Raw genomic sequence first — 12104 nt, 5'->3', positions numbered from 1 at the left:
GTTTCACGGATGACCCACATTGGGTGGACATGGCTGATCTGAACGACTTCGACGCGTACGGCGGGGACGGTGGGGGGGCGGACGACACCGCCGCCGACCGCGACGCTGCGGACGACTTCGAGCGTGTCGAGACGACGCCCGCCAGAAACGAGGACGGTATCGGAACCATCGCCGTCTCGCAGGGGCTTCGCATCCACGAGGACGAGGATGACTCGACGGTTCGGGCCTACGTCACGAAGGGGAACCGGTCGTCGGTTCGGATCGGGAAGTATCTGCTCGCGCCGTATCCGGACGGCGAGACGCTCTTCTGTCGGATTGCCGGACTGGAGTACGCCCAGGAGTTTCACGCCGACGACGCCACCGAGATCCACGCCCAGCGAGCGATGCGCCAGGACGGCATCGACGAAGCGGATTACAAGTTCCTCGCGGACCTGGAGCCACTGGCGGTCCTCTATGATAGCGATGACGGTCTCAAGCGCCGGATGACCGACCGCGTCCCGAAACCACAGACGACGGTACGAGAGGCGGACGACACGGCGGAGATCAAGACGGGACTCAAGATCCCCGAGGACGGCGTCTTTCTCGGCCATCTCGCAGTCGGTGGCGAGAAGGTCCGGACCAGCGCCCAGCCGCCGACGATCGATTACCGCCTCAAAGACGACTACGAGGACGGCGATCCGCTCGTCTTCCGGCACACCCTGATCGCCGGGGGAACAGGATCGGGCAAAACGCACACGGCAAAAAACATCCTCCGCCAGTTCCTCGCCGACGAGCGAACCTATCGGATGGACGACGGGCGCTCGGTCACGCCCGCAGTCGTTCAGTTCGACCCGCAGGACGAGTACGCCCAGATGCACGACGACAACCCCGATCTCGACGCCGAGATTTCGCGACGATACGAGCGCGAGGGAGTCGTCCACGGCGGCCACGACGACACTATCGCATTCGTTCCGAAAGTCGGTGACGCGACGTATTCGACGGACGATCACCGCGCCGAACAGGTCGAGTTCACCATCCCCTTCTCGATGGTGCGGGACAACGAGTGGCTGGTCGCTGGGGGCGGGCTCAACGACAACCAGTACAACGCGCTCCGGCATCTGCTCGATCGGTTCTTCCGGGAGTACGGTTCCAGCGGGACGTACGACCAGTTCCAGACGTTCATGGACGACCCGGCCCTTCGGGAGGAGCTCAATGAATCCGGGCGCGTCCACGAGGCGACGTTCGACGCTGTCAATCGGCGTGTTCGTGGGTTCGGGGCGGTGTTCGATCAGGACGCCCGCCCGATCACCGAACAGATCGAGCGATTCGTCCGGCCCGGCGGGCTGACGGTCGTTCCGACCTACCACATCAACAATACGCGAGCAACCGAGACGATCGTGCTCGCAGTATCGAGCCTGCTCGTCGACCAGAAGCTCTCGAACGACCCTCGCTACGACCGGATCAAGGAGACGCCGGTCGTACTTGGAATGGACGAGGCCCACAACTTCCTGACCGACGCCGAGAGTGCACAGGCCCGGCGAGTGATCGGCAAGTTCACTGACGCGGCCAAGCAGGGGCGAAAGGAACGGCTCGGTCTCTTCTTGATCACGCAGGATCCACAGGACATCGCCGACGCCGTATTCAAACAGATCAACACGACAGCCGTCCTCAACCTCGGCGACGAGGATGCGATCAAAAGCGTCAACATCCCCGCCAATCTGGAGAACAAAGTCCCCTATATGGAGAAAGGACAGATGGTCGTCTACTCGCCCGACAACTCCGAGCCGGTCGAGATCATCGGGCTACCGAACTGTCTCACCCGGCACGGGTGAGCGGTGTTTGACGTTTCGGGATGAGGTTTTTGAGGCTGTCCGCTGGAGTATCTGTATGGGCAAAACTGTACTTGTTGCGATCGACGGATCCCCACAGTCGGAGGAGGCGCTCGATCATGCCATCACGGAGTTCCCCGACGCGGAACTTGTGGGGTTGACGGTTATCGACCCAGCCGAAGCCGGATACGCAGTCGAGGGGGCCGTCGCGGAGTTCCCACAGGGCTGGTACGACACTGCAGAGGACGAAGCGCAGACAGTCCTCGACGAGGCCGTGGACCGTGCTGCCGGGGCTGGCGTCGAACTGCGAACTGCAACCGAGATTGGTCGTCCAGCTAATACGATCGTGCGCTTCTCTGATGAACACGACATCGACCACATCGTCATGGGCAGCCATGGACGCACCGGCATGAGTCGAATTCTCCTTGGAAGCGTCGCCGAAACAGTGATGCGCCGGTCGACGGTTCCGGTAACGGTAGTCCGGTAACTATTCGACCTTCTCGACGGAGACGTTCTCGGGATCTGATTCGGCCTGTAGTTCGTCTCGTTCCTCAAGTAGTAAACCGAGCAGTCCGGCTACGATGAATCCTGCCCCGAGTGCTCTCGTCTGTGTGACGTACCAGTCACGTGGCTCGAGATCGGTCGGGTTCTCGAATCCACAACCGAGAAGTTTCAGGTTCAACTTGAGCGACTGCCGTGGAAGTGCAAGCGAAAACAACCCCTGAACTGCCATCCACACGTACCCGATTTTCCGCAGTTTCGATCCGAACATACGGATAGACGTAGGACTGCTGGTGGTATAATGTTCACGGGGCTGATAGCTCCTCGCCGTACTGATGCGTACCGATTGTGGAACGACGTCGCGTCAGAACGCTCGCAGGTCCTCGAGCACTGCGGCCGCGCTGCCGTCATCGATTGCCGTTCGGGCCGCTTCGAGCCCATCGTCGAGCGTGTCGGCGTCCCCGCCCGCATAGATGCGGAACGCGGCGTTCAGTGCGACAGCGTCCGCGAAGTGGTCCTCACGCTCACCCGTCACGACGTCTTCAGTGATCGTCGCTGAATCGGCCTGCACGTCGTCGACCTGCAGGTCTTCCTCCTCGAAGTCCATCCCGTACTCGGGTGTTTCGATCTCGTAGTCCTCGAACGTACCGTCTTCGGTTCCATCAGCTTCCCACTCGGCGACTTTCGTGTAGCCCGGGCGGATGTCGTCGTAGCCTTCCATCCCCTGAAACATGATCACTTTGCCGGGCGAGACCTGCTCGCTCTCGCGGAAGGTGTCGACGACCTTCTTCGCGAAGGCGAGATGGTAGAAGCTCCCCAGGTGGACGTCGGCGTTTGCGGGGTTTGCCAGTGTTTCGATCGTGTTGACGAACGTCCGGACACCCATCATGTCTCGCCGCTCGAACAGGTCGTCGATGCCGGGGTTGAATGCGGGCTGGTAGTAGAAACCAAAGCCAGTCTCGTCGACCATCTCGGCGCTCTCCTCGACGTCGAGTTCGGTTCTGACGCCGAGTTCGTCGAGGACGTGTTTGTACGCCGTTTCCTTCTGGGTCGGGACGCGGTCGCCGCTGTGGGTAACGATCGGCGTTCCTGCTCCGGCGGCGACGACGCCCGCGGCGACCCCGAGCAGTGCCGAGCTATGTTTGCCGTCGTAGTTTGCTCCACAGTCGACTGGATCGGCTTCCGGTTCGGCGACGACCGTAGACTCCTCTGCCATCACGTCGACGTACGCCGCCAGCTCTTCCGGAGTGTTTCGCTTCCAGCGGTTCGCCAGCCAGAACGCGCCGAGGGTCGTCTGGTCCGGCTCGTCGCCGAGGATTCGCTGAAAGGCCTCTCGGGCCTGCGCGCGAGACATGTCGTCCGCGGATTTTGGTCCGGAGCCGACGACTGCGGTCATCAGGCGTTTGAGCGGCCACTCGCCGTACTTCTGGGACGTCTGGGCCATGCTTGCGCGTTAGGAGAGCACGCGCAAAAGCGTCCCGCTTCTGGTGAGAGCCAGCTGCTCATCCCATGGCGAACAGGCGACAGGGCACCGACCGGAGCGGCGTGTCACACACCCGCGAACCGCTCCGGGCCGAGGTCTTAGAGCATGTTGGTTGCTGACCCCTCGATCCCTCAAAAACCTGAGTGGACCTATACAGCTCACCTTGTCACCGACCCGAAAGAGGTACATTTACTCCGCCCAACATCGGTGTAATGAGTACCCAGTCGAGCGACTGGCGCGAGTCGATCGACGATGTTGATGCGTCGATTATCGATGGCTTTCAGAGTGGCTTTCCTGTCGTACCGCGGCCGTTTCGTGTCCTCGGTGAGGCAGTTAATGTTAGCGAAGCGGAGGCGCTCGAACGTGTCGAACGACTGTACGAACGCGGTGTCTTCCGACGATTCGGTCCGGTTCTCAACCCGCCGGTGATCGGCAGTTCGACGCTCGCGGCCGTGCAAGCGCCGGAGGATCGGTTCGACGAGATTACGGATGTGATCAACGCGTACCCACAGATCAACCACAACTACCGCCGTGACCACGAGTGGAACATGTGGTTCGTCGTCACGGCGGGGTCTCGCCAGCGCCGCGACGAAATCCTCGACGATATCGAGACGCGGACCGGCTGTACGATACTGAACTTGCCGATGCTGACCGATTTCTACATCAATCTGGAATTTCCGGTCGTCAACGCCGACCGGTTCGCGCGGGAGACGGACGGACCCGGGGAAAGCGGGTTCGGCTCCACGAAAGTGGACGCGACGCGGATCAGTGAGGACGCAACTGGCGACCTCTCGGAGTTCGAGGCCGAACTACTACTGGAGATCCAGTCGGGCTTTCCGCTCTCGCGGACGCCGTACGCCGACATCGCCGCGACGCTGGACGCCGACGTCCCGGACGTCGTTGCGGGGATCGAGCGTCTGCTCGATGCGGGCTGTATCAAGCGCATCGGTTGTGTCGTCAACCACATCGTCACCGGCTTCGACAGCAATTGTATGGTCGTCTGGGATGTCGACGACGAGGAGCTGGACGAGCGCGGCGTCGCTGTCGGAGACCTACCGTATGTGACGCTGTGTTATCACCGTCCGCGTCGGCCTGAACTCGACTGGGAGTACAACCTGTTCACGATGATTCATGGCCGTGACGCGGCCGCGGTCGACGAAAAGATAGACGAACTGGCGGCCGAGCACCTGCCGTTCGATCACGAGCGGCTGTACTCGACGGAGACGCTGAAACAGACCGGCGCGCGCTACGAGGAACTGGTGTGAGTCACTCTGCTGTCGTGTAGAGGATCGGTGCGACGACGATCAACACGAAGCCAAACGCGCGGTAGACGATGTCGTCGGTCATCGAGAACGGGACGGCAACGAAAATGACGCCAAAGAGTACCGCGTTCAGCGAGAGGATCTTGCGCGACCGAAGCGGTAGCGATCCCAGCATTACCAGCACGAACGTCAGTACCAGCACGTGCCCAATGTGATAGTCGAGCAGGAACGTGTCCAGCAGTTGCAGTGGAACGGCGTTCATTGATATCCGATATTGCTACCGAGCAGGTGATTAAAGTTCCGTTACTCTGTGGGTCTACCTATATCACTGCAGCACTTCTAGCCCATCGGGCCCGTAAGATCGATCGGCCGAATCCAGATATACCACGCAATGAACACTAGCGCAAAAAAGCTCATCCCGAAAATAAACGTCCCGATGACGCCGTAGCCGACTTCGTTGAGATATCGGGCGACGATTCCGGGAACGACGACGCCAACTGCGACGAGTGTCAGCGTCTTCCCGACGAGCTCGTAATCGGCCTCAGTTCCGTTCTCGCTCATACACTCTATTGCGGTTGTAACGCCGTGAATGCCTCGGTTTCAGATCTCCCGTGCGCCAGCCAGCCCGATCAACGGATTCATAGATTGACGACACGAATCTGACCAATGCATCGTACGATAGACTGGAGTAAGCCTGTGTTGTGTACGGGAATGGTAAACGAACGACACCGCACAACGGTCGGCGGCTGGCGCGTCAACGGCGTTGTATCAGGCTACAGTTGAACGAGTTCGACACCGATCAGTATTGCTTTGCTGTCATCTGTTTCTGGAGATCCATTAGTCGGACTGTCAGGTCGTTTCAATGTCTAATTTTCGCGTCATCTATCGTGTAGCTGGTATATACTAATCACCGAAGCCGTCGAATCACCGGTTGGGGATACAATGAAACGACTCGACAGGCGTACGTTCGTCGGTATCGCGGGGAGTATCGGTCTACTCGGGCTCGCAGGTTGTACGGATGACCCGGAAGACGAGCCAGTAGACGATCCAGAAGACGATCCGGAAGATGATCCAGAAGATGATCCAGAAGACGATCCGGAAGACGATCCGGAAGATGACCCGGAAGACGACCCCGAAGACGATCCGGATGAAGAAGATGATGACCTCGATGACGAAGAGGACGACGAACTCTGACGGGTCAGCATTGAATACCGGTGTAGCACGTTGACCGATAACGGGCTACTATTTTCTCACTGATCGTGACCCGATCAGAGCAATCGATAGCCGTCCCGTGAGCGTGAGACTTCCCCTCGCTGGGCGAGTTTGTCCAGGCATCTCGTGACGTACTCCGCCGGGACATCGTGATCGGTCGCGTAATCAATGACGGCGCTCTCGGTCGGCTCATCAAGCGTCCGGATGGCGTCGAGAACCGTCTCTTTCCTGGTTCGTGAACTCCCCGTCTGCTCGTTGGTCCTTGCTCCTGCATCCGCGATCTCGTCGGCATCGAGCCCCGATCCCTCAAGATATTCGCGGTCACTAACGCCGGCGTCGTCGATCTCGTTTTCTAGCTCGCCGAAGGAGTCGACGGCAGCGAACGCATCGCCGTGATCGCTCCGGTTCGCGAGCATCGAGGCCCGGAGCTCGCGGGCGTGGTCCTCGTCGTCGGTCTCGGCGAACTTCTTCAGGCGGTCGAACTGGTGGGTCTTCCCACAGCGAGAACACTGTGCGGTCTGCTGTCGTCCCTCCACGAGCCAGAGATTGCTACACGCGTTACAGCCGACGACCGCGTACATACGCCCGGTTTATGGGGCGATCATTATGAACGCACCGGCACTCGTGCTGTGGCAAACTTCTTGCCGATCGCCGGCCAGCCAGCAGTATGGAAGTCATTGGACCAACTGATCGTGCATCGACCGAAGCCGTCGACGGTGTCCACCTTGCCCTGCTTGCTGGCGGCGACGAGATGAACGTCCAGCGGTTCGAGATCGAACCGGGCGCAACCGTCCCCGAACACGACCATCCACACGAACAGACCGGCGTCGTTCTCTCGGGGACGCTCACGTTCGTCCTCGCTGACGGTACGGAATACGAGATCGGTCCCGGTGATACCTATGCCATCCCCGGCGATGAGGCTCACGCGGCAGAAAACCGAACTGACAAGGTCGTCACAGGGATCGACGTCTTCGCCCCGCCGCGGACGGATCCCGACTGGCAGGACTGAGGGAGTACTGTCACTCGATCCGTTTGTACATCTTCACGTGTGGGATCCCCGCCTCCTCGAACTCCTCGCCGCGGCGCTCGAACCCGACTGACACGTAAAACCCCATCGCGCGCGTCTGCGAGTGGAGCTTGAGCTTCGTCATCCCCGCTTCGCGGGCCTCGCGCTCAACGGCCTCCATCAGCGCTTCCCCGACGCCCTGCTCGCGGCGTGATTCGAGTACAGCCACGCGCTCGACTTTGCCCAGTCCGTCTTCGGGTTCGCGGAGCCGTGCCGCCCCAACTGGCTCGTCGCCGTCGTAGGCCACGAAATGTGTCGCCGTCTCCTCGTGTTCGTCGTACTCCAGCTCTTCATCGACACCCTGTTCTTCGACGAAGACAGTCTGTCGTACTGCGAACGCGTCTTGGCGCTCGGCTGTCGAGTCGACGACTCGTATGTCAGTCATGAGAGTCCGATACGGAGGGGCGGTTGGTGAGCGTTACGACACGTTGTCCTGAGGAGCCGGGACCGCAGAAAAATCGGAGATCGGGTGTGAAGGACGCTCTACGAGAGCTGCTCGATGTTCTCGACGACGGCATCGGCGAACTCGCTGGTGGCCACCTTCGTGCCGCCCTCGATCTGTCGGTGGAGATCGTAGGTGACGGTGCCAGAGGAGATGGTCTCCTCGACGGCGTCGCGCACGAGGTCGGCTGCGTCGGACCAGCCCAGATAGTCGAGCATCTCGCGGCCCGAGAGGATCATCGCGGTCGGGTTGACCTTGTCTTCACCGGCGTATTTGGGTGCGGAGCCGTGGACTGGCTCTGCGAGACAGCGACCGTGACCGAAGTTCGCACCAGGGGCGATGCCGAGCCCGCCGATCTGTGCACCGGCGGCGTCGGACATGTAGTCGCCGTTGAGGTTCATCGTCGCGATGACGGAATACTCGTCCGTTCGGGTGAGGATCTGCTGGAGCATGTTGTCGGCGATGCGGTCCTGCACGACAACCGTGCCCTCGGGCTGTTCGCCGTCGTACTCCTCCCATAGTTCGTCCTCGGTAATGACGTCCTCGCCGTACTCCTCCTCGGCGACCTCGTAGCCCCAGTCGCGGAAGGCTCCTTCGGTGAACTTCATGATGTTACCCTTGTGGACGAGGGTAACGGAGTCGCGGTCGTTGGCGACGGCGTAGTCGATCGCCTCGCGGATGAGGCGCTTGGAGCCGAACTCGGAGATCGGCTTGACGCCGATGCCGACCGGGCCGTCGTGGATGACGTCTTTGATGTCCATATCGTCTTCGAGGAAGTCACGAACCTGCTCGACCTCGTCAGTTCCGGCTTCCCATTCGACGCCCGAGTAGACGTCCTCGGTGTTTTCCCGGAACGTCACCATGTCCATCTTCTCGGGGGATTTGACAGGCGAGGGGACGCCGTCGATGTGGTAGGTCGGGCGGACGTTGGCGTACATATCCAGCGTCTGCCGAAGCGCGACGTTGAGCGAGCGGAAGCCAGCGCCGACGGGCGTCGTCAGCGGACCCTTGATCGCGACGCGGTGGTCGCGGATCGCGGAGACCGTATCCTCGGGCAGGTTCTCGTCGTACTTTTCGCGGGCGGACGAGCCTGCGTACACGCGCATCCAGGAGATCGAACGGCCAGTTGCTTCCGCGGCAGCATCGAGAACTTTCTGTGCCGCGGGACCGACGTCCGTACCGATTCCGTCCCCGTGAATAATGGGGATGATCGGGTTCTCCGGCACATCGAGTTCGCCGGTGTCTTCGTCAGCAAGAGTGATCGGTTCCCCCTCCTCGGGGACTTCGACCTTGTCGTAGCTCATGGTCATTTCTAACGAATCATGATGGGGGTAAAAGCCCTGTCTTTTGCGTCCGGTGGCGCAATTATTGGTAGCAGTAGCGTCGCCAACGATGGCAGTGGAACTCGGTGGAAAGTACTGAAGGAGGTCCGCTGCTACTGGTATCACATGCGCGTAATCGTTCACGGCGGTGCAGGCGGGAGCCCCGACGAACCGGAGCCGAGACAGGCTGTACTCGACGATGCGGCGGAGTCGGGCGCTACTGAATCCGACCCGCTCGATGCCGTCGTGCGTGCCGTCGAACTCCTCGAATCATCGCCGCGGTTCAACGCCGGGACCGGTAGCGCAGTCCAGAGCGACGGCGTGATCCGGACGGATGCGGGCGTGATGACTGGGGCGGGCGAAGCGGGGGCGGCCTGTTCGATGCCGGGCGTCGAACACGCTCTTGGGGCCGCCCGGGTCGTCCTCGAAGAGACGCCACACGTGTTCGTATCCGGCGAGCACGCCCGTGCGCTTGCTGCCGAGTACGGAATCGAGACTGACGTCGACCTGTGGTCGGATCGCTCGCGGGACCGGTGGGCCGAGCAGTCGCCCCCTGAGGGTAGTGCCCGGGACCAACTCGACTGGATCGCCGAGCACTTCGGCGACACGTCCTCGCGCCGGGTCGACGACCACGATACCGTCGGCGCAGTCGCGGTCGCTGACGGGCAGGTCGCCGCGGCGACATCGACCGGCGGGCGCTGGTACGCACTCGCAGGCCGGGTCGGTGACGTTCCACAGATCGGTGCCGGATTTTTCGCATCGGACGCCGGCGGAGCGAGTGCCACGGGTGCGGGTGAGGCGATCGCCCGGACCGGCGTGGCACGGCGGGCCGTCGATCTGCTTGACGCCGGAGAGAGTCCTGAAACGGCGGCGAGGCGCTCGATCGAGGAACTAGGGGAGAAAACTGGCGAATCGGCTGGCGTGATCGTCTCCGATATCAGTGGGAGGGTTGGGAGCGCGTACAACAGCGCAGCGATGCAGACGAGCGTCGCTAGCTCCGGCGGCGATAGCCCGTAACGCCTTTTGTGTCGCTGTGTCGAGTAGGAGTATGGTAGATACCGAGGTCGATCTCGAATCCGAGCAGTACGAGAAACACCGTGAGGCTGGCGAGATACTCGCACAGGTTCGCGAAGAGACGGTCGAGCGTATCGAGGTCGGCGCGAGTCATCTCGAAGTTGCCGAGTACGCCGAAGACCGGATCCGGGAGCTCGGCGGCCAGCCAGCCTTCCCGGTCAACGTCAGTATCGACGAGGAGGCCGCTCATGCGACACCGGGCATCGAAGACGATTCGACCTTCGGTGAGGAGATGATCAATATCGACATCGGCGTCGCCGTCGACGGCTGGCTCGCGGATTCGGCGATCACGATCGACCTGTCGGGCAACCCGGATCTGGCCGAGGCACCCGGAGCCGCGCTCGACGCCGCGATCGAGCTGATTGAACCCGGTGTCGACACCGCAGAGATCGGGGCGGCGATCGAAGAGGCGATCGACGGCTACGGTTTCAACCCCGTCGTCAATCTCACCGGCCACGGACTGGGCCACTGGGAACAACACACCGACCCGTCGATTCCGAATCGGGCCGTCCCACAGGGTACCGAACTCGAGGTCGGCGACGTCGTCGCGATCGAGCCGTTCGCAACGGATGGCTCCGGCAAGGTGAGCGAGGGAAGCGCCGAGGAGATCTTCGCGCTCGAACGGGAGGGGTCCGTCCGAAATCGACAGACACGACAGGTTCTAGAACAGATCACCGAGGAGTTCCGTACGCTTCCCTTCGCGACACGCTGGCTGGAGAGTTCCCGCCCAAAGATGGCTCTCAGACGGCTCAAATCGCAGGACATCGTTCACGGCTATCCAGTACTCAAAGAGGACGACGGCTGTCTGGTCAGTCAGAAAGAACACACCGTCATCGTCACGCCTGATGGCTGTGAGGTGACGACCCGCTAGGCGTTGTTCATCCGCTGGCTCGTTCGGGTACCACACTCCTGACACTCCGCGATCCGGTACGGCTCCCGCGAGAACTGTGCGTTCTCCTCTTTTCTGCTTTCGGTCTTGAGCTGGACCGATACTCGGTGGGTCGTCTCCACGTCACAGCTGTCACAGCGTTCACGCACTCCGTCAAACGATCCCTCAGTAGTTGCCATTGCTTTTCGTCTGCTCGGGGATAGCTATAAAACGGAGACTCCGTTAGGAACTGTTTACTGGAGAGCGCCTCCGTGTCTCTGGGTTCCCGATCTGACGCGGTAAGATCGGCCAAAAGCGTTTAAAATCGGATGTAAGCGTTCATTTATATCCTTTGTGGCCACCGATCGAACCGTCGGTGCGTCCGACCGGCGGCGGCACCCACCCTGTGCCGTGGGCGACAGTATATATTCCTGGAACGGTCACACTGTCCGTATGGACCAGGTGTTCGCGCCGTGGCGCATCGAATGGGTTGAACGAGATAGCTCTCGCACCGATATCGACGACTGTGTTTTCTGTGAGCTACCGGAACAGGACGCCGACCGACGGAATATGATCGTCGCCCGTAGCGATCACGCCTTCGTGCTCCTCAACAACTACCCGTACAATCCCGGACATATGATGGTGATCCCCCACCGTCATACGGGGGACTACCGTGACCTTGACGAGGCCGTGTTGACAGATCACGCGAGACTCAAACAGCGGACGTTCGACGCGCTGGAAAGCGCGATGAACCCGGATGGGTTCAATACCGGCCTGAACCTCGGCAAGGGGGCAGGCGGATCGATCGACGACCATCTCCACACGCACGTCGTCCCGCGCTGGGAGGGCGATACGAACTTCATGGCAACGGTGAGTGATACGCAGGTGATCGTTGAGGCGCTTGAAGACACCTACGGGCGAGTGTACGACGCGTTTGCGGCCCAGGAGGGCACGACTGTTCCCTCGGACGGCGCTGTCATTGTAGAGTAGTGGGCTCCGCGCCTCTGAGCACTCGCCGATGACCCGGTCCATCTCCTGGCGCTCCCCGTCGCAGTACGTTTCCGGT

The 12104-nt window shown here is 61.2% G+C and carries 16 protein-coding genes; 8 read left to right on the top strand and 8 right to left on the bottom strand.

The annotated features are described in order from the left end of the window. Positions 1 to 29 precede the first annotated feature (29 nt). Both AArcS_RS14135 and AArcS_RS14130 read left to right on the top strand, forming a co-directional pair. Positions 30 to 1811, top strand: a complete 1782-nt coding sequence (locus tag AArcS_RS14135) for an ATP-binding protein (RefSeq protein WP_238478064.1) — start codon at positions 30 to 32, stop codon at positions 1809 to 1811. Between the two features lie 55 nt (positions 1812 to 1866). Next, complete coding sequence (locus AArcS_RS14130) at positions 1867 to 2295, top strand: universal stress protein (RefSeq protein WP_238478063.1); 429 nt, start codon at positions 1867 to 1869, stop codon at positions 2293 to 2295. Here the strand turns inward: AArcS_RS14130 and AArcS_RS14125 are convergent, their stop codons facing one another. Together AArcS_RS14125 and AArcS_RS14120 are read right to left on the bottom strand one after the other, a co-directional pair. Continuing rightward, complete coding sequence (locus tag AArcS_RS14125) at positions 2296 to 2580, bottom strand: DUF6199 family natural product biosynthesis protein (protein WP_238478062.1); 285 nt, start codon at positions 2578 to 2580, stop codon at positions 2296 to 2298. Positions 2581 to 2673: 93 nt separating this feature from the next. Next, positions 2674 to 3753 (bottom strand): anthranilate phosphoribosyltransferase, encoded by a 1080-nt coding sequence (locus tag AArcS_RS14120; protein ID WP_238478061.1) that lies wholly within the window; start codon positions 3751 to 3753, stop codon positions 2674 to 2676. Positions 3754 to 4004: 251 nt separating this feature from the next. Between AArcS_RS14120 and ahbB the strand changes: the two genes are divergently transcribed. Next, a complete protein-coding gene (gene ahbB, locus AArcS_RS14115; RefSeq protein ID WP_238478060.1) occupies positions 4005 to 5057 on the top strand; it encodes a siroheme decarboxylase subunit beta in 1053 nt (350 codons plus the stop codon). Position 5058: 1 nt separating this feature from the next. On the opposite strand, the gene AArcS_RS14110 is transcribed toward ahbB, so the two are convergent. Then, on the bottom strand, positions 5059 to 5316 hold the full coding sequence (locus AArcS_RS14110) for a DUF8006 family protein (protein ID WP_238478059.1): 258 nt from the start codon (positions 5314 to 5316) through the stop codon (positions 5059 to 5061). A gap of 77 nt (positions 5317 to 5393) precedes the next feature. Then, positions 5394 to 5615 carry a DUF7996 family protein gene (locus tag AArcS_RS14105; protein ID WP_238478058.1) on the bottom strand — a complete coding sequence of 74 codons (222 nt, stop codon included), beginning with the start codon at positions 5613 to 5615 and terminating at the stop codon, positions 5394 to 5396. Positions 5616 to 5996: 381 nt separating this feature from the next. Between AArcS_RS14105 and AArcS_RS14100 the strand changes: the two genes are divergently transcribed. Further along, the gene (locus tag AArcS_RS14100; protein ID WP_238478057.1) at positions 5997 to 6248 is read left to right on the top strand and encodes a hypothetical protein; all 252 of its coding nucleotides are present in this window, start codon (positions 5997 to 5999) and stop codon (positions 6246 to 6248) included. A gap of 74 nt (positions 6249 to 6322) precedes the next feature. Here the strand turns inward: AArcS_RS14100 and AArcS_RS14095 are convergent, their stop codons facing one another. Further along, the gene (locus AArcS_RS14095; protein WP_238478056.1) at positions 6323 to 6847 is read right to left on the bottom strand and encodes a DUF5817 domain-containing protein; all 525 of its coding nucleotides are present in this window, start codon (positions 6845 to 6847) and stop codon (positions 6323 to 6325) included. Between the two features lie 86 nt (positions 6848 to 6933). Between AArcS_RS14095 and AArcS_RS14090 the strand changes: the two genes are divergently transcribed. Further along, complete coding sequence (locus tag AArcS_RS14090) at positions 6934 to 7275, top strand: cupin domain-containing protein (protein WP_238478055.1); 342 nt, start codon at positions 6934 to 6936, stop codon at positions 7273 to 7275. Between the two features lie 10 nt (positions 7276 to 7285). On the opposite strand, the gene AArcS_RS14085 is transcribed toward AArcS_RS14090, so the two are convergent. Both AArcS_RS14085 and icd read right to left on the bottom strand, forming a co-directional pair. After that, positions 7286 to 7717, bottom strand: a complete 432-nt coding sequence (locus tag AArcS_RS14085; protein WP_238478054.1) for a GNAT family N-acetyltransferase — start codon at positions 7715 to 7717, stop codon at positions 7286 to 7288. Between the two features lie 98 nt (positions 7718 to 7815). Then, complete coding sequence (gene icd, locus AArcS_RS14080; RefSeq protein WP_375139617.1) at positions 7816 to 9078, bottom strand: isocitrate dehydrogenase (NADP(+)); 1263 nt, start codon at positions 9076 to 9078, stop codon at positions 7816 to 7818. Between the two features lie 144 nt (positions 9079 to 9222). Here icd and AArcS_RS14075 point away from each other — a divergent pair, with 144 nt between their 5' ends. Further along, positions 9223 to 10113: an isoaspartyl peptidase/L-asparaginase gene (locus AArcS_RS14075; protein ID WP_238478052.1), complete on the top strand. Its 891-nt coding sequence runs from the start codon at positions 9223 to 9225 to the stop codon at positions 10111 to 10113. A gap of 31 nt (positions 10114 to 10144) precedes the next feature. Next, positions 10145 to 11041, top strand: a complete 897-nt coding sequence (map, locus tag AArcS_RS14070) for a type II methionyl aminopeptidase (RefSeq protein WP_238478051.1) — start codon at positions 10145 to 10147, stop codon at positions 11039 to 11041. Here the strand turns inward: map and AArcS_RS14065 are convergent. Then, on the bottom strand, positions 11038 to 11238 hold the full coding sequence (locus AArcS_RS14065; RefSeq protein ID WP_238478050.1) for a DUF7835 family putative zinc beta-ribbon protein: 201 nt from the start codon (positions 11236 to 11238) through the stop codon (positions 11038 to 11040). The two genes, map and AArcS_RS14065, sit on opposite strands and share 4 nt — an antisense overlap. Before the next feature lie 253 nt (positions 11239 to 11491). On the opposite strand from AArcS_RS14065, the gene AArcS_RS14060 reads away from it, so the two are divergent. Next, positions 11492 to 12028: an HIT family protein gene (locus AArcS_RS14060; protein ID WP_238478049.1), complete on the top strand. Its 537-nt coding sequence runs from the start codon at positions 11492 to 11494 to the stop codon at positions 12026 to 12028. Positions 12029 to 12104: the final 76 nt, after the last annotated feature.

The sequence above is a fragment of the Natranaeroarchaeum sulfidigenes genome, assembly GCF_017094485.1.
In the GTDB taxonomy this organism is placed as follows: Archaea; Halobacteriota; Halobacteria; order Halobacteriales; family Natronoarchaeaceae; genus Natranaeroarchaeum; species Natranaeroarchaeum sulfidigenes.
This window is presented reverse-complemented; position numbering and strand designations above follow the sequence as displayed.

Bases quoted from the DNA above. Each gene is read 5' to 3' on its own strand.
- map (WP_238478051.1), top strand. From the start codon at position 10,145: ATGGTAGATACCGAGGTCGATCTCGAATCCGAGCAGTACGAGAAACAC.
- icd (WP_375139617.1), bottom strand. From the start codon at position 9,078: ATGAGCTACGACAAGGTCGAAGTCCCCGAGGAGGGGGAACCGATCACT.
- AArcS_RS14120 (WP_238478061.1), bottom strand. From the start codon at position 3,753: ATGGCCCAGACGTCCCAGAAGTACGGCGAGTGGCCGCTCAAACGCCTG.
- AArcS_RS14065 (WP_238478050.1), bottom strand. From the start codon at position 11,238: ATGGCAACTACTGAGGGATCGTTTGACGGAGTGCGTGAACGCTGTGAC.
- AArcS_RS14075 (WP_238478052.1), top strand. From the start codon at position 9,223: ATGCGCGTAATCGTTCACGGCGGTGCAGGCGGGAGCCCCGACGAACCG.
- ahbB (WP_238478060.1), top strand. From the start codon at position 4,005: ATGAGTACCCAGTCGAGCGACTGGCGCGAGTCGATCGACGATGTTGAT.
- AArcS_RS14090 (WP_238478055.1), top strand. From the start codon at position 6,934: ATGGAAGTCATTGGACCAACTGATCGTGCATCGACCGAAGCCGTCGAC.
- AArcS_RS14085 (WP_238478054.1), bottom strand. From the start codon at position 7,717: ATGACTGACATACGAGTCGTCGACTCGACAGCCGAGCGCCAAGACGCG.
- AArcS_RS14100 (WP_238478057.1), top strand. From the start codon at position 5,997: ATGAAACGACTCGACAGGCGTACGTTCGTCGGTATCGCGGGGAGTATC.
- AArcS_RS14130 (WP_238478063.1), top strand. From the start codon at position 1,867: ATGGGCAAAACTGTACTTGTTGCGATCGACGGATCCCCACAGTCGGAG.
- AArcS_RS14110 (WP_238478059.1), bottom strand. From the start codon at position 5,316: ATGAACGCCGTTCCACTGCAACTGCTGGACACGTTCCTGCTCGACTAT.
- AArcS_RS14095 (WP_238478056.1), bottom strand. From the start codon at position 6,847: ATGTACGCGGTCGTCGGCTGTAACGCGTGTAGCAATCTCTGGCTCGTG.
- AArcS_RS14125 (WP_238478062.1), bottom strand. From the start codon at position 2,580: ATGTTCGGATCGAAACTGCGGAAAATCGGGTACGTGTGGATGGCAGTT.
- AArcS_RS14060 (WP_238478049.1), top strand. From the start codon at position 11,492: ATGGACCAGGTGTTCGCGCCGTGGCGCATCGAATGGGTTGAACGAGAT.
- AArcS_RS14135 (WP_238478064.1), top strand. From the start codon at position 30: ATGGCTGATCTGAACGACTTCGACGCGTACGGCGGGGACGGTGGGGGG.
- AArcS_RS14105 (WP_238478058.1), bottom strand. From the start codon at position 5,615: ATGAGCGAGAACGGAACTGAGGCCGATTACGAGCTCGTCGGGAAGACG.